The sequence below is a fragment of the Hyphomonas sp. genome (assembly GCF_046313735.1).
In the GTDB taxonomy this organism is placed as follows: Bacteria; Pseudomonadota; Alphaproteobacteria; order Caulobacterales; family Hyphomonadaceae; genus Hyphomonas.
In genome coordinates, this window is the sequence record NZ_JBKBXW010000023.1 from 1 (window position 1) to 22,238 (window position 22,238).

General features: G+C 65.4%; 20 protein-coding genes and 1 rRNA gene. 10 read left to right on the top strand and 11 right to left on the bottom strand.

All coding sequences use genetic code 11. The annotated features are described in order from the left end of the window. The 3 genes from ACK4SV_RS11905 to ACK4SV_RS11915 all read right to left on the bottom strand — a co-directional run. Positions 1–282 (bottom strand): 16S ribosomal RNA (locus tag ACK4SV_RS11905); the annotation flags it as partial. A 685-nt stretch (positions 283–967) separates the two neighbouring features. Next, a complete protein-coding gene (locus tag ACK4SV_RS11910) occupies positions 968–1,402 on the bottom strand; it encodes a CBS domain-containing protein (protein ID WP_409918053.1) in 435 nt (144 codons plus the stop codon). Positions 1,403–1,512: 110 nt separating this feature from the next. After that, complete coding sequence (locus tag ACK4SV_RS11915) at positions 1,513–2,241, bottom strand: rhomboid family intramembrane serine protease (protein WP_409918054.1); 729 nt, start codon at positions 2,239–2,241, stop codon at positions 1,513–1,515. 128 nt (positions 2,242–2,369) lie between these two features. On the opposite strand from ACK4SV_RS11915, the gene ACK4SV_RS11920 reads away from it, so the two are divergent. Then, positions 2,370–2,750: a DUF4345 family protein gene (locus ACK4SV_RS11920; RefSeq protein WP_409918055.1), complete on the top strand. Its 381-nt coding sequence runs from the start codon at positions 2,370–2,372 to the stop codon at positions 2,748–2,750. Positions 2,751–2,819: 69 nt separating this feature from the next. Here ACK4SV_RS11920 and ACK4SV_RS11925 read toward each other — a convergent pair whose 3' ends face one another. Continuing rightward, a complete protein-coding gene (locus ACK4SV_RS11925; protein WP_409918056.1) occupies positions 2,820–5,459 on the bottom strand; it encodes a TonB-dependent receptor in 2,640 nt (879 codons plus the stop codon). 388 nt (positions 5,460–5,847) lie between these two features. Between ACK4SV_RS11925 and ACK4SV_RS11930 the strand changes: the two genes are divergently transcribed. Beyond that, positions 5,848–6,396, top strand: a complete 549-nt coding sequence (locus ACK4SV_RS11930) for a PAS domain-containing protein (RefSeq protein WP_409918057.1) — start codon at positions 5,848–5,850, stop codon at positions 6,394–6,396. On the opposite strand, the gene ACK4SV_RS11935 is transcribed toward ACK4SV_RS11930, so the two are convergent. Next, positions 6,393–8,036 carry a choline dehydrogenase gene (locus ACK4SV_RS11935; RefSeq protein WP_409918058.1) on the bottom strand — a complete coding sequence of 548 codons (1,644 nt, stop codon included), beginning with the start codon at positions 8,034–8,036 and terminating at the stop codon, positions 6,393–6,395. The genes ACK4SV_RS11930 and ACK4SV_RS11935 overlap by 4 nt on opposite strands. Before the next feature lie 175 nt (positions 8,037–8,211). Between ACK4SV_RS11935 and ACK4SV_RS11940 the strand changes: the two genes are divergently transcribed. Together ACK4SV_RS11940 and ACK4SV_RS11945 are read left to right on the top strand one after the other, a co-directional pair. Further along, positions 8,212–8,832: a PilZ domain-containing protein gene (locus tag ACK4SV_RS11940; protein ID WP_409918059.1), complete on the top strand. Its 621-nt coding sequence runs from the start codon at positions 8,212–8,214 to the stop codon at positions 8,830–8,832. Between the two features lie 5 nt (positions 8,833–8,837). Then, positions 8,838–9,455: a DUF4339 domain-containing protein gene (locus tag ACK4SV_RS11945; RefSeq protein WP_409918060.1), complete on the top strand. Its 618-nt coding sequence runs from the start codon at positions 8,838–8,840 to the stop codon at positions 9,453–9,455. Here the strand turns inward: ACK4SV_RS11945 and ACK4SV_RS11950 are convergent. Then, the gene (locus ACK4SV_RS11950) at positions 9,452–9,982 is read right to left on the bottom strand and encodes a gamma carbonic anhydrase family protein (protein ID WP_409918061.1); all 531 of its coding nucleotides are present in this window, start codon (positions 9,980–9,982) and stop codon (positions 9,452–9,454) included. The genes ACK4SV_RS11945 and ACK4SV_RS11950 overlap by 4 nt on opposite strands. Before the next feature lie 281 nt (positions 9,983–10,263). Between ACK4SV_RS11950 and ACK4SV_RS11955 the strand changes: the two genes are divergently transcribed. After that, positions 10,264–11,067, top strand: a complete 804-nt coding sequence (locus ACK4SV_RS11955; protein WP_409918062.1) for a PhoH family protein — start codon at positions 10,264–10,266, stop codon at positions 11,065–11,067. 152 nt (positions 11,068–11,219) lie between these two features. Here ACK4SV_RS11955 and ACK4SV_RS11960 read toward each other — a convergent pair whose 3' ends face one another. Together ACK4SV_RS11960 and ACK4SV_RS11965 are read right to left on the bottom strand one after the other, a co-directional pair. Beyond that, positions 11,220–13,190, bottom strand: a complete 1,971-nt coding sequence (locus ACK4SV_RS11960) for a putative bifunctional diguanylate cyclase/phosphodiesterase (protein WP_409918063.1) — start codon at positions 13,188–13,190, stop codon at positions 11,220–11,222. Between the two features lie 128 nt (positions 13,191–13,318). Then, positions 13,319–14,398 carry an OmpA family protein gene (locus ACK4SV_RS11965; RefSeq protein WP_409918064.1) on the bottom strand — a complete coding sequence of 360 codons (1,080 nt, stop codon included), beginning with the start codon at positions 14,396–14,398 and terminating at the stop codon, positions 13,319–13,321. Positions 14,399–14,472: 74 nt separating this feature from the next. On the opposite strand from ACK4SV_RS11965, the gene ACK4SV_RS11970 reads away from it, so the two are divergent. After that, on the top strand, positions 14,473–15,276 hold the full coding sequence (locus ACK4SV_RS11970; RefSeq protein ID WP_409918065.1) for an alpha/beta fold hydrolase: 804 nt from the start codon (positions 14,473–14,475) through the stop codon (positions 15,274–15,276). Here the strand turns inward: ACK4SV_RS11970 and ACK4SV_RS11975 are convergent. Both ACK4SV_RS11975 and ACK4SV_RS11980 read right to left on the bottom strand, forming a co-directional pair. Continuing rightward, positions 15,252–15,722 (bottom strand): hypothetical protein, encoded by a 471-nt coding sequence (locus ACK4SV_RS11975; RefSeq protein WP_409918066.1) that lies wholly within the window; start codon positions 15,720–15,722, stop codon positions 15,252–15,254. The genes ACK4SV_RS11970 and ACK4SV_RS11975 overlap by 25 nt on opposite strands. 93 nt (positions 15,723–15,815) lie before the next feature. Next, a complete protein-coding gene (locus ACK4SV_RS11980; protein WP_409918067.1) occupies positions 15,816–16,610 on the bottom strand; it encodes a tetratricopeptide repeat protein in 795 nt (264 codons plus the stop codon). A gap of 201 nt (positions 16,611–16,811) precedes the next feature. On the opposite strand from ACK4SV_RS11980, the gene ACK4SV_RS11985 reads away from it, so the two are divergent. The 4 genes from ACK4SV_RS11985 (at position 16,812) to recR (ending at position 21,291) form a co-directional block, all read left to right on the top strand. Beyond that, positions 16,812–18,329, top strand: a complete 1,518-nt coding sequence (locus ACK4SV_RS11985) for an acetyl-CoA acetyltransferase (protein WP_409918068.1) — start codon at positions 16,812–16,814, stop codon at positions 18,327–18,329. 195 nt (positions 18,330–18,524) lie between these two features. Further along, positions 18,525–19,529 (top strand): NAD(P)H-dependent glycerol-3-phosphate dehydrogenase, encoded by a 1,005-nt coding sequence (locus ACK4SV_RS11990; protein ID WP_409918069.1) that lies wholly within the window; start codon positions 18,525–18,527, stop codon positions 19,527–19,529. Between the two features lie 179 nt (positions 19,530–19,708). After that, positions 19,709–20,554 (top strand): crotonase/enoyl-CoA hydratase family protein, encoded by an 846-nt coding sequence (locus ACK4SV_RS11995; protein ID WP_409918070.1) that lies wholly within the window; start codon positions 19,709–19,711, stop codon positions 20,552–20,554. Positions 20,555–20,685: 131 nt separating this feature from the next. Then, positions 20,686–21,291: a recombination mediator RecR gene (recR, locus tag ACK4SV_RS12000; protein WP_409918071.1), complete on the top strand. Its 606-nt coding sequence runs from the start codon at positions 20,686–20,688 to the stop codon at positions 21,289–21,291. 35 nt (positions 21,292–21,326) lie between these two features. On the opposite strand, the gene ACK4SV_RS12005 is transcribed toward recR, so the two are convergent. After that, positions 21,327–22,043, bottom strand: a complete 717-nt coding sequence (locus tag ACK4SV_RS12005; RefSeq protein WP_409918072.1) for a hypothetical protein — start codon at positions 22,041–22,043, stop codon at positions 21,327–21,329. Positions 22,044–22,238 lie beyond the last annotated feature (195 nt).

A 22,238-nucleotide genomic window follows, 5' to 3' on the forward strand; every position in this document is an offset into this window, starting at 1 on the left:
CAGTCCCAGTGTGGCTGATCATCCTCTCAGACCAGCTATGGATCGTCGCCTTTGTGAGCCATTACCTCACCAACTAGCTAATCCAACGCGGGCCGATCTTTCGCCGATAAATCTTTCCCCCGGAGGGCGTATACGGTATTACCACCAGTTTCCCGGTGCTATTCCGTAGCGAAAGGTACGTTCCCACGCGTTACTCACCCGTCTGCCACTATATCGTTCGACTTGCATGTGTTAGGCCTGCCGCCAGCGTTCGTTCTGAGCCAGAATCAAACTCTCAAGTTGAGTTGATCTGACGATACCATCCCAGGAAAATGGGACGGTCACTTTGCTAAAAGCATAAGTATTGCGTTCTTTGACGAGAACCCTTTGTCACAAAGGACAGATCCGAAGACCTGGCCGATGGAAAAAGAATTCTCAAGAAACACAAATCGTCGTAATCTTTTGGACCTCTTGCGAGGTCCGCAAGCAATTACGCCGCCTGCGTTTCTCTTCCTATCTCTTACGATGTCAAACAGCCGGAACCGAGGTCCCTTTGGTGCCCTTCAGAAGCCCGCGGCCCCGTCCGGAAGTGGCGGCTTATACAGCCGCGTTTTTCCCCGTCAACCGACTTTTTTGACCCTTCTGCAGTTTTCCGATTTACCATCGGAGAGCTGGATTTTGGGGCCAAAAGAACCCTTAAGCCGATGTCTCGGCCCAAACGTTCAGGCATTCAGAGGAACCGCACATATAGCCGCTGTTCGGCGTAAAGGGCAAGCCCTTTCTTGCATCGAGCGACCATCTGGGGGTCATCGCGTCGGCGGCCCGTGGGCTGCTTCAGCGAAGTGCGCGATGTAGCCACCCCTTCTTCGCACCGCAAGAGCTGAATCATCGAATTTCACAGCTTCACCGCATTTTCTTGCGGCGGCGCGCCAGCGGGATCAGCCCTGTACCGGAGCCTGCAACCCGGAGATTCGACTAAAAAAGCCTTTCAGAACTGGGCTGAAAGGTAGGATTTCATCGCTTCGGCCTCGGCTTCGGTCTCCGCGATCTTCCATTTCACCAGGTCGCCAATGGAGACAAATCCGGTCAGGCGCGCATTGCGCACGACCGGCAAATGGCGGATCCGGCGGTCGGTCATCAGCTGCAGGGCGCTGCGGATCGGCTCTTCTGCTTCCACGGTCACGACCGCGCGCGTCATCGCGCTGCCCACTTCCATGTCCAGCGCCTCCGCGCCGAGGCGCGCCACTTGGCGCACAATGTCCCGCTCTGAAAGCACGCCGACAATGCCGTCATCCTCGCCGACCACCACAACTGCGCCGATCCGGCGCTCATCGAGGAGCTGCGCAGCGGCGCGCAGGCTCTGGCCAGCCTTCAGGGTCACGACTTCCCGGCCCTTGTCTTTCAGAATCTGCTCTATGATCATTCCATCCTCCCGTTCCGGCGGCAGCCTTCAGGGGCCATCTCACCTTACGCGAAGCTATCACACGCGCCGCGCGAAGGCGACCGGGAAAGCGAATCGGGGGCCGCCAGCCCTCACGGCCCCGCCCGGCGCAGCGCGTCCCAGATCAGGAACCGCCCGATCAGCGCGCCCGCTGCAAATCCGCCAAGGTGCACCTCCCAGGCAATCCCCGCGCCCAGCATCGCCGGGCCCATGAAAGCCAGCAGCGCGTTCGCGATGGTGAAGATCACAGCCACCGAGATGAAATTGCGCGACAGGATGCGTGCCCGCGCCCCGTCCCGCATCAGGAACAGCGCCCCCAGCACGCCGCTGACCCCGCCCGAGGCGCCGACCGCAACCGGCCCATAGGGATTGTGCACGAGATAATAGACCGCGCCGCCGGCCGCCTGTGACAGGAAGAACAGGATGAACAGAACCGCTGCCGCCCCTGCCCCGCCGCGCCCGCGCAGGCCGGAGATCATCTCCAGCACCGGCTTGCCGACCGCCACCCAGAAGGCCGCATTCAGCACCACATGGAACCAGTCGCCATGGATGAGCGCGCTGAGCGCCAACGGCGCCGCCGCCTCCAGCGCATTGCCATAGGCCGGCACGCCGATAGGCCCGGGAAACGCCCCGGTCAGCCAGCCCCAGAACCGCTCCGGGATCAGCGCGCCATGATAGAGGATCTCGTTCTGGAAGCCCTGCGGCGCAAACTCGCGCACCCCGTGCAGCGCGATCAGCAGCACGGCAAACACCGTCAGCGGCAAGGGGGCGTTGATGAGGGGCGCGCGCCCTCCCGGCGGCGTCATGCCAGGTTCGGTCATACTGTCTCCTGCTGCCTCTCCGGCGCGCCTGCCAGCAGCGGGCGCGCGGCGAGGTTCATGTTACCCCGTCCATCTAGGCATTCCGGCAGGCATTTGCCTCCCTTTATCTCTCCCTCTATGTGAGGGTCATGCTGACACGTGCCTTCCTTGGCCTCACAGGCCTTCTCTTCCTCGCCTTTGCGGCGGTCTCCTTCCTGAACCCGATCGGCATGGCCGCAAGCCTTGGTGTCGAGGTCTCAGGCCCCAACGGCGCCTATGAGCTGCGCGGCATCTATGGCGGGGTCAGCCTCGGCGCGGGCCTCCTCTGCCTTGGCGGCGTGCTGCGCGCCGGCCTGCGCGCCCCGGCGCTCTGGTTCCTCGTCACCTATATGGGCGGCTACATCTTCGCCCGCGCCGCCGCCCTGCTGATGGGCCCGGCGCCGACCTCGGCCTATACCGGCTTCATCGCCTTCGAGGCGGCCGTCCTCTTCGGCGCCGCGCTCTGCCTGTTTGCCCGCCGCAACAACTGAGCACGCCGCCCGGAAAAAAGCCCCGCCGGTGAGGGCGGGGCTTTCCGTTTTATGTGCTCTGCCTGCGGATCAGAACGTCTTGCGCAGCGTGATGCCATAGCTGCGCGGCTGGACCGGATAGCCCAGATACGTGCCTTGCTGCGCGACGCCGACGAAGGCCGTCGTGATGTATTCGTCATTGAACAGGTTGCGTGCCCACAGGGTTGCGCCGAGGCCATTGCCGAAATTCAGCCCGGTCGAGGCATTGAAGGTGTTCACCTCCTTGCGGATGCCGACACCGGCCTGATCGACAGGGCTGTCGAAGAAGTCGGCCGGGCTCTCATACTGCCAGTCGCCCTGCACGAAGCCGTCCCAGCCATTCAGCGTGTAGAAATACGTCGCCATCAGCGAGCTCGTATATTCCGGAATGCCCGACGGCTTGCGGCCCGACAGGTCGCCGCTCGGCGAGTCCGGGAAGCTGTCATATTTCGGGTCCTGCCACGTGCCGGCATAGACAAGGCGCAGCGAATCCACCGGCGACCAGTTCACATCGAATTCAAGGCCGCGATTGGACTGCTTGCCCGCATTGGCGAGCGCGAAGCCCGTGCCCGTGAACACGTTCTGCTGGAAGCCTTCGATCTGCTGGTCGAACACCGCCACATTGAACGCCACGTTGGAATACGCCGCCTTCAGGCCGATCTCGAACACCGCCGCCTCTTCCGGCCCGGCAAACCGGGTACCGTTGCCGAGGTTCGGCAGGGCGAGCCCGGCATTGCGGATGGGCGAGCCCGGCGGGCTGGTCACCGGCGAGCCGGGGATGAAGTCGCTCGCGAAGGGCCGCGCGTCGCGCGACAGGTTCCACGACGTCGCCTTGAAGCCGGTGGCATACGACACATAGGCGTTCAGGTTGTCGTTGATGTCATAGGCAAGGCGCAGCGTGTAGGTCGTGTTGGTGTCCTTCGTCCGGCCGCTCTCGACCGCATTCGGGAAGCCGAGGAAAGGCGGCAGGAATTGCAGCGGGCGCAGCGCCAGCAGCGGGTTCTGCGCCGGATCCTGCACCGCCGCCTGGATCGCGCCAAAGGCCGCCGGGTTTGCCTGCGCAAACGCTGCCACCTGGGCCGGGTCCTGCGCATTCACGCCAAAGCCTGCGAGCGTCTGGGCAAAGCCGATCGCCACGAAGTCCAGCGACGAGAACAGGTCGGTATTGGCAATGTTGCCATAGGCCGCCTTCTTGTCCTCGGTATAGTTCAGGCCCACCGTCGCCGTCAGCCGGTCCGTCACGCGGTAGTCGACCGTGCCGAAGATCGACCAGGACTCGTTGTCCTGGCCGAACTGCTCGCGCATGCCCTGCCCGGCCTGGCCGAACGTCGTGCCGACCGGCAGGCCCAGAGCGCCCTCGACCTGCGCGAAGGGCGGCGCGACGAGGCCCGCATTGATCGCCTGCAGGAGCTGCTGCGGCGTTCCCGGCGCGCCCGACAGGACGAGGCTGAGAATGTCCGCATAGCCCCGGAAATCCGTGCCATAGAGCAGTGCGTTCTCGATCGTCACCTTCTCATCGAAATAGAAGCCGCCGACCATCCAGTCGAGCCGGTCGCCGCCCGTGGAGGCGAGGCGGATCTCCTGGGTGAAGGTCTCGATATCCGTGCGGTTGGAGTTTTCAGACAGGAGGTCGGCGCTCGTGAAGTCCGAATCCTGGTTCGTGCGCAGCTTCGATTCCCGGTAGGCGGTGATCGAGGTCAGCCGCATGTTCGAGAACTCGTGATCGGCCTGAAGCGAGATCCCGCCATTGTCGATCTTGTTGGTCGAGCCGTAGTTATATGCCACCCGGTAAGCGAACGGCGCCTGCGAGATGATATTGCCGCCCAGCGCGCGGACGATGTCGCCCGTCGGGCCATCCACGATATTCCCGGCCGCGCAGCACAGCTCGTCAATCCGGTCATAATCGGCCAGCAGGCGGAAGGTCGTGTCCGTCGTCGGCTCGAACAGCAGGTCGCCGCGCAGGCCCCAGCGGTCACGCTCATTCGTCTTGAGACCGGAGCCGACATCATCGACATAGCCGTCACGCGTGTTCCAGGTAGCGCTGAAGGCACCGGCGAGGTTCTCCGCCAGCGGCCCGGTCACATAGGCATTCGCCCGGTAACCATTCTCATTGCTGATCGTCAGGTCCGCCGAGCCGCCGAACTCGAAGTCGGGACGCTGGGTGACGACCGAGATGACGCCGGCCGAAGCATTCTTGCCGAACAGCGTCGATTGCGGCCCGCGCAGCACTTCGACCCGCTGGATGTTCGGCAGGTCGGAGATCTGCGCCGCCGAGCGCGAGCGGTAAACGCCGTCGATGAACACGCCGACCGACGGCTCGATGCCGGCATTGTTGGCCCCGTTGCCGAAGCCCCGGATAATGAAGTTGGTGTTCGCAGAAGATTGCAGCTGGCCGACGCGCAGCGAGGGCACGAGCGATTGCAGGTCGTTGAGGTCAACGATCACCGCCCGCTCGATCGTCGCATCATCGACGACCGACACCGCGATCGGCACATCCTGCAGCGTCTGTTCCCGCTTGGTGGCGGTAATGGTGATCGTCTGCAGCGTGCGGGTCGATTCAGCTTCCTGGTCCTGGGCCTGTTCCTGCGCGAGGGCGGGCGCCGACATCGCGGCCATGGCCCCAAGGCTGACGCCAAAAGTAAGAGCGGTCCGCCAGGCCTTGTGGCCGGCGGCAGTAACTTCGAATTTCAACACGGGTGTTTCCTTCCTGGGAGGCGGGTTTCACGGTGAAACGGTCGCAGACGGTAACCCTGGCAGGCTCCGGATGCGCCATTTTCTTGTTATGATTTCCCATAGAAACCAGTGATTCTGCGGATGACAAGCCCCCCACGCCACGTCATCCCCTCGAGAAACATGCCCGGAATGTTCCGGACTGACACCGCAGACACGGGACACAACTCGCCCGGCAGGAAAGTTTTACATACCGCGACAGAGGCAATAACCGGCCAAAACCGAACGAAATCGCGTTCCGGCTCGCCTGCTGCGCGAATGGCAGACTCTGGTATGGGCCTTGCGACTGTAGGGGCCAGACGGCCCGCCCTGCGGGTCCCCTCGAGACCTGCAGGAGTTACCCCGCCCCATGATCGATCAGTCGATCCATCCGAATACCCGCGTCCTGCTGGACGCCTGGCGCCGTATGCAGGCCGATCCGAAAGGCCATGGCGCCTCCGGCCCGCGCGTCGCCGGTAACGAAGAATTGATCGAGCGCATCTTCGTGCTCGAGCTGATGCAGGACCGCACCTGGCTCGTCCGCTCGGCCGGCAGCCGCCTTGACGCGCTGATCGGCCGCCGCCTCGTCAACCATAATTTCCTCGATCTCTGGTCCGGCCCCGACCGCACGATGACCGGCGCCTTCCTTGAGGCCGTGCGCCTGGATGGCGGCCCCGGCGTGGTGCGCGGCGTCGGCGAGACCCTGAACGGCCAGCGCGCGGAAATCGAGATCACCCTGATGCCGCTCGATGCCGGCGCCGCCCAGGCCCCGCGCACGCGGATGCTCGGCCTCTACCAGCCGCTCGGCAGCGAAGCCGCGCTCGCCGGCCAGCCCCTCTTCCGTCACCGCGTCTCGATGATCGTGCCGCCCGACACCCGCCGCGCCGGCCCCAAACTCCGCCTCGTCGCCTCGCGCTAACCCGCCATTGCTGCGGCGCGCGGCTCCTCGCGCGCCAGCGGCGCCTTGCCCAGCATCAGGTCGGCGGCCTTCTCGGCGATCATGATGGTCGGCGCATTGGTGTTGCCCCCGATCAGCGTCGGCATCACCGAGGCGTCCACCACGCGCAGCCCCTCCACGCCGCGCACGCGCAGCTGGTCATCCAGCGGGCTCGCCTCGCCGGCGCCCATCGCGACCGTGCCGACCGGATGATAGATCGTCTCCCCGCGCTGGCGGATGAAGGCGTCGATCTCGGCGTCCGTGCGCACGCTTTCGCCCGGCAGGATTTCCGGCCCCGCCAGCGCCCTCAGCGCCGGCTGCGCGCACAGGTCCCGCATGATCTTCACCGCCTCGCGCATCGCCCGGCGGTCTTCCTCGGCGGCCAGGTAATTCGGATCAATCACCGGCGCCGCTGACGGATCGCCTGAAGCCAGCCTGATCTCGCCCCGGCTTTCCGGGCGCAGCTGGCAGCCATGGATCGTGAAACCGTCCTTACCCGGATCATGATTGCCATGATCGATCATGATGGCATTGACGATATGCAGCTGCAGGTCCGGCATCGCGAGGCCGGAGCGCGAATTGAGGAAGGCGCCCGCCTGCAGGAAATTGTCCGCCCCCGGACCTGTCTTGCTGACGAGGTAGCGGATACCCACACCCAGCTTCTTCAGCCCCTTCTGCTGCGAATAGGCCGACAGCGGCTCAGTCATCTCATGGATCACCGACACATCGAGATGGTCCTGCAGATTCTTGCCGACGCCCGGCGCCTTCACCTTGGTCTCGATGCCGTGGCGTTTAAGCTCCTCCGGATCGCCAACGCCCGACAGCATGAGCAGCTGCGGAGACTGCACCGCCCCGGCCGACAGGATCACCTCCCGCGCGGCCCGGATCGTGCGCGTTGCCCCGCCCTTCGCATCGGCCACCTCCACGCCGGTCGCCCGCCCGCCTTCGATCAGCACTTTCGTCACATAGCCCGCCGACACGATCGTCAGGTTCGGCCGCGTGCCTTCGATGGGCCGGAGGTAGGCAAACGACGCGCTCCACCGCTCGCCCTTGTAGATCGTGCGCTGATAGCGGCCGAAGCCTTCCTGCTGCGCCCCATTAAAATCCTCTGTAGACGGATGACCGGCGCTCTTGCCGGCCTCAAGGAAGGCCCGGAAAACCGCCCCGTCCAGCGGGCTCTCGGTCACGTTCAGCGGCCCCTCGCCGCCATGGAAATCATTGGCCCCGCCCTCATAGCGCTCCGAGCGCCGGAAATAAGGCAGCACATCGGCAAAGCTCCAGCCTTTGAGGCCCATCTGGCCCCACTGGTCGAAGTCCCCGGCATGGCCGCGGATATAGACCATCCCGTTGATCGAGGACGAGCCGCCCCAGCCCTTGCCGCGCGGCCAGTAGAGCCTCCGCCCATCCATATGCTGCTGCGGTGCAGTCCAGAAACCCCAGTTCTGGTCATTCGCCTGCTTGATCAGCCCGCCCACGCCCGCCGGCATCCGGATCAGCAGGGACGTGTCCTTCTTGCCCGCCTCGATCAGGCATACCTTAACGGAAGGGTCCGCCGAGAGCCGGTTGGCCAGCACACAGCCGGCACTGCCCGCCCCGACGATGATGAAGTCAAAATCCTGCATCACGCTGCATTTCCTCCAGATACCGGGCTTCTGCCGGCATGTTTGCCTTGTGCAGAGCCTAACGCCTTCCACCGTTCGGGCAACCAATTCTAAATCTTCCTGCGCTATCGCAGAGGCGTGACATTTTGCCCGGACCTGACGCACGCGCGGCAGGACAGGCAATCAGGACCCGCCGATGACGCGACCCTTGACCTCCAATCCCGGCCCGGAGCCGGGCCGCCGCACCGGCCGCGACCGGCGCAGCTTCAAGCGCATCGAGCTGAAACTCACCGGCCGTTTCCTGACCGGCGAGAATGAAGACCATGAGCTGCGCACCTCGGACGTCTCCTGCGACGGCGCCTTCATCGTCTCCAGGGAACAGCCCGGCATCGACCAGCAGGTCATCTGCTATTTCGATGAGGTCGGCCGCGTCGTCGCCAATGTCGTGCGCCATACCGGCGACGGCTTTGCCGTGCGCTTCCACACCTCGCCGCACAAGCGCGACAAGCTCGCCGACCGCCTGACCTGGCTGCTCAACCGCGAAGCCCTCGGCCTGGAGGAGGAGGAAGACCGCGCCTCCGACCGCTACCGCGCCAGCGGCGAAGCCATCCTCACCCTCTCCGGTGGCCGTATGCTTCAATGCAGCGTCACCGACATCTCCCTGACCGGCGCGGCCTTCGAGGCGCTCGGCAAGCCGCCCTTCGTGGGGGAGAAAGTCACGGTCGGCAATCTCACCGCAGAAGTGGTCCGGGTCACCGGTAACAAATTCGCGGTACGCTACTTGCACGGGACAGAAGCGCAACCGTCCCGGAGCTGACCCACATGCCCCTCGCGCCCGGCCTTTCCCCCCAGCCTGCCCGCGGCAAACACGCCGCTGCCGGCCTTGCGGTGGTGGATCTCGCCCGGGTGGACCCGGCCGTCTGGCACCTTCTTTCGGGCCGCAAGACTTTCGGCCCCTACACAATCGGCCAGCTGCAGCAATTCGCCATAGAGGGCCGCATCTCGCCGCGCTCGCGCGTGGCGCAGGGCGAGACCGACACCTTCCGCGCCGTTGCCGAGATCCCGCGCCTCTACCAGACCCTTTCGGACGCCTTCGCCGAGCGCGCCCGCCGCCGCGCCGAAGCCTCCAACTACCTCATCATGGCCCGCGCGCCGCTTCCCGCCGAAGCCGCCCTCGCCGCCCAGATGCCCGGCTGCCTGTCGCCGCTCGGCAAGTCGGTGATGCTGATGCCCGGCGCCTGGCTGCTGCGCACCTGCCGCTCCATGGCCTCGGTCCGCGCCGCGCTGGACGAAGGCCTGCCGCGTCATGTCCAGTATGTGCTGATGGAAGCCCGCGAGGGCCGCCTCGGCTGGTCCGGCCTCGGCGACGAGCTGGACGATACCGTCCGCACCGTCTGGAACGCCGCCCTCACCCGGCCGGGCGAAGCCGCGGAAAGCTAATCGATCCGCTTCAGCTGGCGCGCATGGCGCTGCCAGTTCTCGACATAATGATGCGCGGACATGGCGATCACCTGGCGCTGAACCTCCGAGACTTCCTTCACCACCTTGCCCGGCGCGCCCATCACGAGGGAGTTGTCGGGGATCTCCTTGCCCTCGGCAATCAGCGTGTTGGCGCCGATGATGCAGTTCCGGCCGATCTTCACCCGGTTGAGGATGGTCGAGCCCATGCCGATCAGCGTATCGTCCCCGATCTCGCAGCCATGCAGGATCACCCGGTGGCCCACCGTCACATTCGCCCCGATGGTCACCGGCGCGCCAATGTCCGTGTGAATGACGCTCAAATCCTGGATATTGGTGTTCTCGCCGATCGTGATCGGGTCATTGTCGCCGCGCAGCACGCAGCCATACCAGACCGAGGCGTTCGCCTTCAGGATCACCCGGCCCATCACCTCCGCGCTGGGGGCAATCCAGTATTTGCCGTCCCCCGGCAGGCTGGGGCGCACCCCGTCGATCTCGTAAATGGCCATGCGTGTTTCCCCTGCCTCTTGCCCTCTATGCCCGCCAGATCATTACGCCTGCGGAATGTCACTTAACCGTCCGATAAGACTGCTATTCTATAGTCATTCCAGATTCGGAGAGGCAATGGCCGGAGTGGCATCCATTTTCCCCTCACCGCCGGAGGTTCGCCGTCCGGATACGGGCAGCCCGCCCCTGTCAGGGCGCCCTTCCCCTCTTTCTTCCTTTCCACCGGGCCGCTGCGCAATTTTGCCAGCGGCTTTTTTAATGCCTGCAAGCAAGGAGGCCTCCCATGGGTAAACGCAACGCCGCCAAGCGTATGAAGTCCGCATCAGACGTGCGGCCTTCCGGCTGGTTCGATGAACCGGCACGCGGCAAGGGTCCCCATCTCCACGCCATCGAGGGGGGCCGCGCCTGGCATCCCGATGATGGCGAGACGATCACCAACACCCGGGCGCCGGAACGCACCCAGCGCTACCAGAAGACGGTGAAGCCGCGCTCGGAAAACCAGGCCCAGCTGATGAACGCCATGGACAGCCATGCCCTCGTCTGCGCCCTCGGCCCGGCGGGCACCGGCAAGACCTACCTCGCCATCTGCAAGGCGGTCGAAGCCCTCCAGAAAGGCCGCGTCTCCAAGATCGTCCTCTCCCGACCTGCGGTCGAGGCCGGCGAGCAGATCGGCTTCCTGCCCGGCGGCATGGAAGACAAGCTCGCGCCCTATCTGCGCCCGCTTTACGACGCCCTGTCCGACCGGCTCTCGCCCGGCCAGCTGAAGCACATGCTCGCCGAAGGCATCATCGAGATCGCCCCCATCGGCTTCATGCGCGGGCGCACGCTCAACAATGCCTTCATCGTGATCGACGAGGCGCAGAACTGCACCTACACCCAGCTGAAAATGCTGCTGACCCGCCTCGGCTGGCATTCGACCATGGTGATCACGGGCGACCCGAACCAGTCGGACCTGCTGCCCGAATTCTCCGGCCTCGCCAAAGCCGCCGAAAAACTCGGCGCCCTCTCCGGCGCCGCCGTCATCAAGCTGGAAGCGGCAGACGTGGTCAGACACCCGCTCGTCGCAGAAATGCTCGACGTTCTCTGACACCCCCGAAAAGCCCCTTCTCCCTCGGGAGAAGGGGTTGGGGATGAGGGGCCGCAACGCCGCCCCATGTCATCCCGGCAAAAGCCGGGAACCAGCCCTCAGCCAACGGAACACATCCCTGAGCCCCGGCATCCGCCGGGGTGCCAGGAAACTCAGGCCACCACCGCGCTGTCGCCCATCAGGACCTGCGTCTCCAGCACGCCTTCCAGCGGCCCCGGACGGCCGAAATAATAGCCCTGCAGCTCCCGGCATCCGGCCGTCTTCAGAAGCGCCGCCGTGCGCGCCGTCTCGACGCCTTCCACCACCACGCTGACATCCAGCCCGCGCGCCATCTGGATCAGCCCGGCGATCAGGAACCCGGCCTTGGGGTCGCTTTCAAGCCGGCTCGTCAGGGAGCGGTCGATCTTCACACAGCCGAAACCGAAGGATTGCAGGTAAGCGATACTGGTAAAGCCCGTGCCGAAATCATCCAGCGCAAAGCGCACGCCGATTGCGCGCAGCGCATCAATCGCCGCCGAGGCGCGCTCGGGATAGTCAATAAGGTGGCGCTCGGTGATCTCAAGCTGGAGCCGCTCCGGATCAAACCCCGTGCGGTCCAGAATCTCGCGCACATGATTGCAGAAATCCGGATCCTTGAACTGCGTCGGGGCAACGTTCACGCTGAGGCGCAGGCCCGGAATGCCGCGCGTCTCCCGGCAGGCGCGTTCCAGCACATACATGCCCAGCGCCTGGATTGATCCGCTGCCCTCGGCAATGCCGATGAATTCATCCGGGCTCAGAGGACCATCCGGCCGCCCCGGCCAGCGCACCAGCGCCTCGACACACACCGCTGTCTGCGTGCGCGCATCGACAATCGGCTGGTAAACCACATCAAACTCGCTGCGGCCGAGGCCTTCGGCGATTTCCTGCTCGATCCGCCGGCGCCAGATGCTGCCTTCATCGAGGCCGGGCTCATAAACCTGTACCCCGCGCTTGCCATTCGCCTTGACGGCGTACATCGCCGTATCCGCGCGGCGCAGCAGCTCGAACGGGCCGGTCACACCGTCCGTATCCACCGCAATGCCGATGCTCGCGCCGATCTGGAACAGCCGGTCCGCGATCCGCACCGGCTCCGCCAGCTGGCGAAGCGCTTCATCGGAGAACCGCGCCGCTTGGGCATCGGCCGCCTCGCCTTCGAACAGGACCGCAAACTCGTCCCCGCCCATCCGCGCCAGCATCGCCCCCTCGTCGCGCAGCGCACACAGCCGCCGGCCCACTTCGGTAATCAGCTCATCGCCCAGCTGGTGGCCATGGACATCATTGATCTCCTTGAAGCCATCCAGGTCAATGAACGCCATCGCCAGCCGGCCGGCGCATTCGCGCGGCGCAGCGGTAATCTCCTCGAGCCGCGAGAGCAGCGCGCGGCGGTTGGGCATCCCCGTCAGCGGATCGCTGAAGGCAATCTTGCGGTTCTCATCGCTCAGCCTCTGCGCCTCCAGCTGCCGATGGCGCAGCACCTTTCGCGAGGTGATCAGTTTGGAGAACGTAATATTGTATTTGTATAGGTTCACGACCATCCCGGCAGATACCAGCGTCTGCATGATCGCCACAGGCAGCATCATCCCGTCATCAACCTGCGAGAAGAACAGAAAAAACGGAACCGTTGCAACCGTCGCCACCGAAAGGGCCGCCGAACGTAGGGGAAAAAGACAAAACACGGCGCTGATCTGGGTCAGCGCCAGGAAAAAGGTCAAATGCGCCTTGGCCTGAAGGTCCCCGTACGGATAAAGCGTTACGCCCCAGGCCGTAAACAAGCCCGTCAGCAGGATCGCCAGTATACCCGTCATGCGGATCGTCCGGATGATTTCCGCATCGGTGAAGCTGCGCCGCCCGTTGCGAATCCACCAGATGCCACGGACAGCCGACACAGCGCAGAGTACGATCGCCAGGCCGCAGCTCAGCAGGACTCCCGCAAGATCGCGGAACGTAAACGCCAGCGCCACCGCATTCCACGACACGATGAAGTACATCAGCGGAACCTGGTGCACGAATTCGCGGAACTGCGCACGGCACAGGTCCTTATCGTCCGTATTCAGCCGGTACTGGCTGACCAGCGTGGCAAGGGCGCGTTTCACAGACAGCACGGCGCAGGGCTCTCCGGCAAATGGAAATTTCGCCGAAACTAGCCGATACAGACAAAATCAAGGTTCGCGTTGTCGGTGAAATTTCACCGATCCGGTCCGGGCCGCATTCATGATCCGGGCAGGAACATTCAAGGTTCGAACGTCCACTCTATCCGGGCGCGCCGGTTCATCGGTTCACGCACCATCGGGCCGGTCTGAACGGCCAGCTGGCTTGCCCCCCTGCCTTCTGTCACGATCCGCTCCGCAGGGACCCCGAAACCGGTGAACGCCGAAGCCACTGAATCCGCCATCCGTTGGCTGAGGCCCACCGCATAGGCGCCCGAATGGGTCGTGTCCGTGTGCGCCACAATCCGCACCTCGCGCGTCCGGCAGCCGCGCGCATCCTCCACCGCCGCCTCGATGGCCCGCAATCCGTCCGAGGTCAGCGACGGCCTGTCCCACTCGAAATAAACAACCAGCTCCACCGGCGGGCAATCCATCGCCGCCGCATCAGCTGCAGCCTGCAGCGCGCCCGTGTCCATCGCGGTGTCGTCTGCCGCAGCGCGCTCCGGTGGTACAACCGGCACGGAGCCCGGACTTTCCTGAGGGACTTCCCCCCTATCAAGGGGCGGCGCCTCGTCCGCCGGAAACAGCCTCGGCACGAGCACCATCCCCAGGAACACTGCGGCAATCAATCCGAACAGGCCGAGCCGAACACCCACACCCCGGCGCGGCTTCTCCGGCTTGGCCGCCAGCCTCCCCTTCAAATCCACCGGCAGGCCGCGCACGAGGCGGGCGACATCGGCCTCGAAACTCGCGCGGTTGACCGGGATACCATTGCGCCGCGCCAGCGGTTTCAGATCCTCCGGCAGCTCGGCCGCCTCCGGCACCGGCGCGCCATCAAACAGCACCGGCACCACCGGAATCCCCCGCCGCAGCGCTGAGGCAATCTCCAGCCGCACGAAATCCTGCGGATCGTCCAGCCGCCGGCCCCCGGTCTTGGTGTCCCGCGCGCTCAGCCAGCCATGGCCGATCAGCGCCAGCAGAACATCCGTCTGCCCGACCTTGCTGTCGAGATAATCGGCAAAATCGACCCCCAGCGGGATATTGTCGACATCGATGAAAATGTCCGCGCGCGGATCGGCGACATAAGGTTTCAGCGCGCCGTGCAGCTTGTCTGCCTGATACTGGCAGTCCTCCCGGCGGTACGAAATGAAGATCCTGGCCAAGCGCGCCCCCGGCCCGGCACCTGCGGGCACGCCGCCAGCTTAGCGGGGCCCCGCGCCCCTGTGAAGCGCCCGGCTTGACGGCCCCTGCCTGCCTCGCCCACCCTTGGCGAATGCACACCTATCCCTCCTTCGACGGCACCCAGATCGCCTATTACGACCTCGGCAGCGGCCCGATTGTGCTGATGCTGCACGGCTTTTCCGGCAATGCAGAGATCAACTGGCTGCAGCCCGGCATCGCACAGAAGATCGCCGCGGCCGGCTACCGCGTCATCGCGCCGGACCTGCGCGGCCATGGCGCCTCGCCCTTCGAGGCTCCGCCCGAGCGCTGGCCCGCAGACGCCGTCGCCCGCGACCAGATCGCGCTCCTCGCTCATCTCGGCGAAACACCCCTCGCCACCCTCGGCTATTCGATGGGCGCCATCTCGGCCCTGCGCTTCCACCTCCTCAGCCGCAACACCGGGCGCCTCATCCTCGGCGGCATTGGCGACGCGGTGGCCGATGAATGGAACGCCGCACGCAACACCGCCTTCCGCGCCGCCATCGAGGAGGCCATTGAAGGCAAGGACACGCCCGCCGCCAAAACCATCCGCGCACGCGCAAAATCCACTGGCGGCAGCCTGACAGGCTATCTCGGCGCGCTCTCTGCCCGTGTCTATACGCCCGCAGACCTGCTGGCGACATTCGATGTGCCCACCCTTGTCGTGACGGGCACGGATGATCTCGACAATGGCTCCGGCCCTGGCCTCGCCGCAAAGATCCCCGGCGCGCGCTATAAAGCCCTCACCGGCAACCACCTGACCGCCGTGATGGACCCCGCCCTACCGGAAGCGATCCTTGAAGACCTCGCCGCTGCTCAGCGCAGCTCGTCTGCCACCTGACAACTCTCGGCGTGATTCAGCGCGCAGGCGCGTTCATAGAAGCCCAGCGCGCCTTCCCGGTCCGTGGCGCCTCCCGTCCCGGTACGGAGCATATGTCCCCGCCGCGCGCAGGCATAGGCCTGGCCCAGCTCACAGCCCCGCTCGAGCGTCCGGATCGCGCCATCGTAATTCGGCACGATCATCAGGTAAGATTCATAGGCGCCGTAAGTCGGATAGAATTCCTGAAGATAGATCAGCCCAAGATAGGTGCAGGCCAGCCCATGGCCCAGGGTGCAGGACCGGTCCAGCAACGGGATCCCGACATCTGTGCGGCCCATCTGCAACCAGAATTCCGCTTCCTTGAATTCGCGGGCCCCGTTGTTGGGGGGCGGCACCGCCGAAGCGGCCGGCGCAAGCCCCGCCATCCCGGCCGCGATCACCGCTGCCACGCGCCCAGCCCTGATCATCCTGCGCATCTTCCTGATCCCTTCCTGTCACCGGGCAGGCCCTGCCCTCACTTTCTCCGGCGCAGATCGGGGCCGGAACGGGTCAGGAATTTTTCAATGCGGCTTTCCGGGCACGCCACTGGCGCGAAGGGCAAAGTTGAGATTGTTGCACCCGTGCTCGTTGCCGCCATCGCAGCTCATCTGGAACAGGCGGATCGCTTCGTCCCGGTCCTCAGGACCGCCGATGCCGTTCAGCAGCATGTGGCCGAGGCTGGAGCAGCCCGCCATTTCCCCGCCTTCACATCCGCGGGTGAAAAGCTCTGACGCACGCTGCAGATCAACCTCAACACCGTTTCCTTCCGCATACAGAAGGCCAAGATTGGAACAGGCGGCCGCAAGGCCACCCTCGCAGGCCGCCCCGTAGAGGAACGCAGCCTTGGCGGGCTCTGCCGGAACGCCCAGTCCGAGATGAAAGCTCAGCCCATAATCACTGCACGCGACCGCTGAGCCTTGCTCGCATCGGGCGCGGAGCAACTCGCGTGCGCGGGCATAGTTGCGCACACTCGCCCCGCCGATGAGGAGCAGAGTGCCTGCCGAATCGCAGCCGTTCATATCCCCAAGAACACAGCCCCGCGAAAACGCGCCGAACGCGGCAACCTCATCCACTTCGCCGGCAAGGCCGGACTGGTTCAGGAAGCCCATCATCGTGCAGCCATCGGCATAGCCAGCCTCGCAGGACGTCTTCAGCACGCCCATCGCGCCGGGAATGTCGCCCCCGTCCCAGGCCGCCCGCCAGTTCTCGTAATGCGCTTCGCCCTTTGTCGCCCCATCGGCCGCAGCGGAAAGCCCTGTGCCCCCTGCAAGGGCAAACATCATGGCAATTAGGGAGCAAGCAAACCTGGATTTCATGACAGCACCTTTCCGTATGGCGGCGGCCTCACCCGGACCAGCCCGGTGCCGCCTCATACCAGACAAGGCGTGAGGCGGCCGGGAAACGGTTCAGGTTCGCGGAAAAGGGGACGCATCTCTTTCCCCAACGTCCCCCCTCGCCGCTGCGGCGCGCGCGCGTTACACCGCCGGAAACTGCGGTAACTCAAGAGGAATGCGGCCATGGCAAAGGGTGATCTTCCGGTTCTGGTCGGCGTCGGCCAGGCGATGAGCCAATGGGATGGCAAAGGCGGTGCGGCCGGCGCGCCCTCGCCCCTCTCCCTGATGGCGGATGCCTCGAAAGCGACCCTCGCCGACACCGGCGCCAGCGGCATTGCGGCGGCCATCGACGCGCTCGCCGTCGTGCGCATCTTCGAGGATTCGGTGCCCGGCGACCGCCATCCCCATGGCCACAACACAAACCTTCCCGGCACGCTCGCCCGCGAGACCGGCACGAACCCGGCCTACCTGCTTTACGAATCCGTAGGCGGACAAAGCCCGCAGGCCCTCGTCAACGAGTTTGCCCGCCGCATCCATGAGGGCGAGTTCGAGGCTGTCCTCATCTCCGGCTCGGAAGCCAACCGCGCCTCCAAGGGCGCGCGCAAGCATGGCGTGGAGATCAACTGGGCTGATGGCGACGCCCGCGCCTTCGAGGATCGCGGCCTCGGCCCGATGCTGCTCTCGCGGCCGGAGATCAAGCACGGCCTTGTCACGCCCGCTTACTTCTACGGCCTGTTCGAAAACGCCATTGCCGCCCGCGAGGGCCGCACCCGCTCCGGCCAGCGCCGCGCGATGGCAGAGCTGTTCCAGCCCTTTTCGGCGGTGGCGGCGAATAATCCGTATGCGCAGTTTCCGCAGGAACATTCGGTGGAGTTCCTCGCGGCGCCCTCGCGCGAGAATTACGAATATGCCGATCCGTTCCTGAAATGGTTCATCGCGCAGGACGCCGTCAACCAGGGCGCCGCCGCGATCCTCGTATCCTCCTCCAAGGCCGATGCGCTCGGCATTCCGGAAGGCAAGCGCGTCTACCTGCATGGCGGCGGCGATGCAGGCGACGACCATATCTCCGTTCGGCCCGTGCTCGACCGGTCCTGGGCGATGGATGTCGCCGTCTCCCGCGCGCTTCAGCAGGCTGGCCGGCGCGCAGCGGAGATGAAACATCTCGACCTTTATTCCTGCTTTCCCTGCGCCGTGTTCTCCGGCGCCGCCGCCCTCGGCATTGATCCGAAGACGGACAAGCGCGCCCTGACGCTGACCGGCGGCCTGCCCTTCTTCGGCGGCCCCGGCAATAATTACTCCCTGCACGGAATTGCGGAGATGGCGGCCACGCTTCGCAGAAACCCCGGCGATTTCGGCCTCATCCTCGCCAATGGCGGCTGGATGACGAAGGAATCCGCCGGCGTCTATTCAACCACCGCGCCCAAATCCTTCACCCCCGCAGAAGCCCCCGCCAAACCGAAGGAGCAGGTCACCCTCGCCGCCGAAGACTGCGAGGGCGCGCTGGAAACCTTCACCGTCACCCACGGCAAGACCGGCCCCGAACGCGGCATCATCTTCGCCCGCCTTCCCGATGGCCGCCGCATCCTTGCGAACAATGCGGGACCAGATGAACTCGCCGTGCTGCGCGAAGAGGCAAGCCCTGTGGGCCGGAAAGTGCGCGTGATCGTAAAGGACGAAAACGGGACGTTTGTTTTCGTCTGACAGGGCAGAGGCCCTCACCTCCCATCGCTTTGCGATGGGCCCCTCCTCTCCCAGAGGGAGAGGGGTCAGGTGCGCCCCTTAACCCCTCTCCCACTTGTGGGAGAGGAGGGGCCCGCCGCCGCAGGCGGCGGGAGGTGAGGGCCTTACCGGCAGCCCCCGCTTGCCCCATTCCCCGGCTTCGGCCACAACGCGCGCATGACAATGCATTTCAAGACATTCGGGGTGATTGGCGCGGGCGCCTGGGGCACGGCGATTGCGCAGATGCTGGCGCGGGAGGGGCAGTCCGTGCTGCTCTGGGCGCGCGAGCCCGAAGTGGCAGACGCCATCAATGCGCAGCGGGAGAATACCGTTTTCCTTTCCGGCGTGGCGCTGAAGCCGGAAATCCGCGCGACGACGCGCCTCGATGATCTCGGCGCGGCGGATGCGATCTTTGCCGTCGCCCCGGCGCAGCACACCCGCGCAACGCTGCGCGCGCTCGCGCCTGCGCTGAGGCCCGGAACGCCGGTCGTGCTCTGCTCCAAGGGGATCGAGCTTTCCAGCCGGAAATTCATGACCGATGTGCTCGCCGAGGAACTGCCCGGCGCGCTGCCGGCGGTGATGTCCGGCCCGAGCTTTGCGATTGATGTGGCGCGCGGCCTGCCGACGGCGGTGACGCTGGCGGTGGCCGATGCGGGCGTCGGCGCGGAGCTGATCCAGGCGATCTCGACCCCTACGTTCCGGCCTTATCTGGGCACGGACCTTCTGGGTACGGAGATTGGCGGATCGGTGAAGAATGTGCTGGCGATTGCCTGCGGCATCGCGCTCGGCAAGGGGCTCGGGCGCTCGGCCCATGCCGCGCTGATCGCGCGCGGCTATGCGGAGATGACACGCCTCGCGCTGGCGCTGGGGGCGGAGGCAGAAACGCTGACCGGGCTCTCGGGCCTGGGCGATCTTGTGCTCACTTGTTCGTCGGAAACGAGCCGAAACATGTCGCTCGGCCTCGCGCTCGGGCGCGGCGAAGCGCTCGAAACCATCCTCGGCGCGCGCCACACGGTAGCCGAAGGCGTCGCCACCGCGCCCGTGCTGCGCGAGCTTGCCCGCGCCAAAGGCATCGAAATGCCGATCTGCGAGGCTGTCGCCACGGTCATCGAAGGCGAGACGAGCGTGGATGAAGCCATCCTCGGCCTGCTGCTGCGCCCGGTGAAGGCGGAAGCGCGGTAGGGTGCAGCGAGGCCCGCTCATCCTTCGACTTCGCTCAGGATGAGCTTCTCTGACACCGCGCTTCGGAGCTCATCCTGAGCGAAGTCGAAGGATGGGCGGTCACACCGCCCTCCCCCAGCGTCACCCCTCCCCGCGCTGCGCCCGCCTGCTACACTCCGCCCCAAACGGAGGATCCCCCCATGCTGCGCCCGTCCTATGAAGCCTTCCATGTGACGATCGAGAACAAGATCGCCCATATCCAGATGAACCGCCCCGAGGCGATGAACACGATGAACAAGGCGTTCTGGAACGAGCTTCCGGAGATCGTGCGCACCATCGACAATAATGCCCTCGCCCGCGTGATCGTCATTTCCTCCACCGGCAAGCATTTCTCCGCCGGCATGGATACGAGCGTGTTCACCAGCCCCCGCGCCGAAGCGAGCCATGACCGCTATGTGCTGGCCGAGGCCTTTCGCGGCACGGTGAAGGCGATCCAGGAGAGCTTCAACTGCCTCGAGGAGGCGCGGATGCCGGTGCTGTTCGCCTGCCATGGCGGCGTGATCGGCGGGGCGATCGACATGATTACCGCCGGCGACATCCGCTGGTGCACGAAAGATGCGTTCTTCTGCGTCATGGAAATCAACATCGCGATGACCGCCGATGTCGGCACTTTCCCGCGCCTGCAACGCTACATCCCCGAGGGCTGGGCGAAGGAGCTTGCCTATACCGGCCGGCGCATCGATGCGGCCAAGGCGAAGGAAATCGGCCTCGTCAATGATGTGTTCGACACGCAGGAAGAGCTGCTCGCTTATGTGATGGAAACGGCGCGCGAGATCGCCTCGAAGAACCCACTGGCAGTGACGGGATCGAAGGTGCTCATCAATTATGGCCGCGACCATACGACGGCCGAGACGCTGGACTATATCGGCCTATGGAACGCCGCAATGTTCCCGCCCCCGCACATGGCCGAAGCCTTTGCGGCCCGGGCGGAGAAGCGCGAACCGGTGTTCCCGGATCTCGCGCCCGTGCGGACCGAGCCGATGTGACCTGTCACCGAGCCCCCTCTCCCTTGGGAGAGGGGGGCAGGTCGCGCTTCGACCTTGATGGTTCGTCACGCCCGGGCACAGATGGGCAAAGGCGATGACACGGGCCCCAGACTCAGGCAGATAGCGCGGCCATGTCGCAACGCTCTGCTGGTCCTGAACTTCTGAGGCTGATTGACCTGATCGCCAAGCTGCCGGGGCTCGGGCCGCGGTCGGCGCGGCGCGTGGCGCTGCACCTCCTCAAACGCAATGAGCAGCTCCTGAAGCCGCTGGCCGAGGCGCTGGCGGAGGCGGGCGCGAAAATCGGCAAGTGCAGCATCTGCGGGAATTATGACACGGTCGAGCCCTGCGCCGTCTGCCAGATGCCGGGACGCGATGACGGGCTGATCTGCGTGGTCGAGGATGTGCCAGACCTCTGGGCGCTGGAGCGCGGGGGCGCGTTTCGCGGGCGCTATCATGTGCTGGGCGGCGTGCTCTCGGCCATCGATGGCGTGGGGCCCGAGGATCTTGGGATCGCGTCCCTCCTTGCACGGATTGATGCGGGCGGTGTGCGCGAGGTGATCCTGGCGCTGAACGCCACCGTCGATGGTCAGACCACGGCGCATTATGTGGCAGACCTTCTGGCCGGCAAGGGCGTTGAGGTGACGCGGCTGGCGCATGGGGTGCCCGTGGGCGGCGAGCTCGACCATCTGGACGACGGCACGCTGGCCGCAGCGCTGCGCGCCCGGCGAGGTGTCTAGGTTTTATTGCGGGCAGCGGGGAGAGTTTCCCGCGCTCATCCCGAGCGAAGGCGGAGGATGGGCGGCTCAGGGCCGTCACTGGTCCCGGCGCGTGCTTCGGCTTCGCTCAGCACGAGCCGTTCCAGATGCGCACATGGCGCTTCGAGGAGGCGGGCGAGATGCGCCGCTGTGCCGGGCTTTGTGCGGGCGGGCGGCCTTTGCGGCGCGGGAAGGTTCAGGACGGCGCAGGGCGCAGCGGAGATCAGGTGCCGCATACGGAGGATGTGGTGCTCCGGCGCCTCGAACACGCCGGTCAGCGCGCGGAAGCGGCGCACGAGACGGGCGGCAGGGATGAGGTCGGTGGCGCGGATGGGATCTTCCCGGCGCGCGAGCGGAGTTGGCGCTGGCGGGGTGTTCGCGGGTTGCCGGGGCTGGGGCTCTGTGAGGCGGAACTTTGGAAGCCGGGCGGCGCGCGGCGCGTGTGACTCCGGGCGGGTTGCCGCCGGAACAGGGCGCGGTGCGCGTGCTGCCGGTTGCTCCGTGGGCGGAAGGGGGCCCGCATTTGCGGCGATCATGTAAAGCGTGCGGCGCGTGAGGGCTTCCAGATCGGCAAGCTCGCGCGAGAGGGCGCGGTGCTGCCCGCGCGGCAGGAAGACCGCCGCACCGAATCGGCCGAAGCCAAGGCGGCGCGCAAGGCCGAGGGCCAGCATCTCCGCCGCGACCTGGGCGAAGATGAGAAGGCTGCGGGCCGCGGCGGACAGGGCGAAACTCATGAACGCAGTATGCACCCGCCGGAGAGGGGGAGGATAAGTTTTCCGGAAGAAATTTTTATTTCCATATTTTTCAGAGAATTGGCCTCAGGCGAGCGCCCAAAAAACGTGGATAGACCCGCCGGAGAACGGGGTTGCCAGAGGTTCAGTTTCCTGTGCCTATCGGCTTCAGGATGGCGCTTTCACTTTCAAGACGCG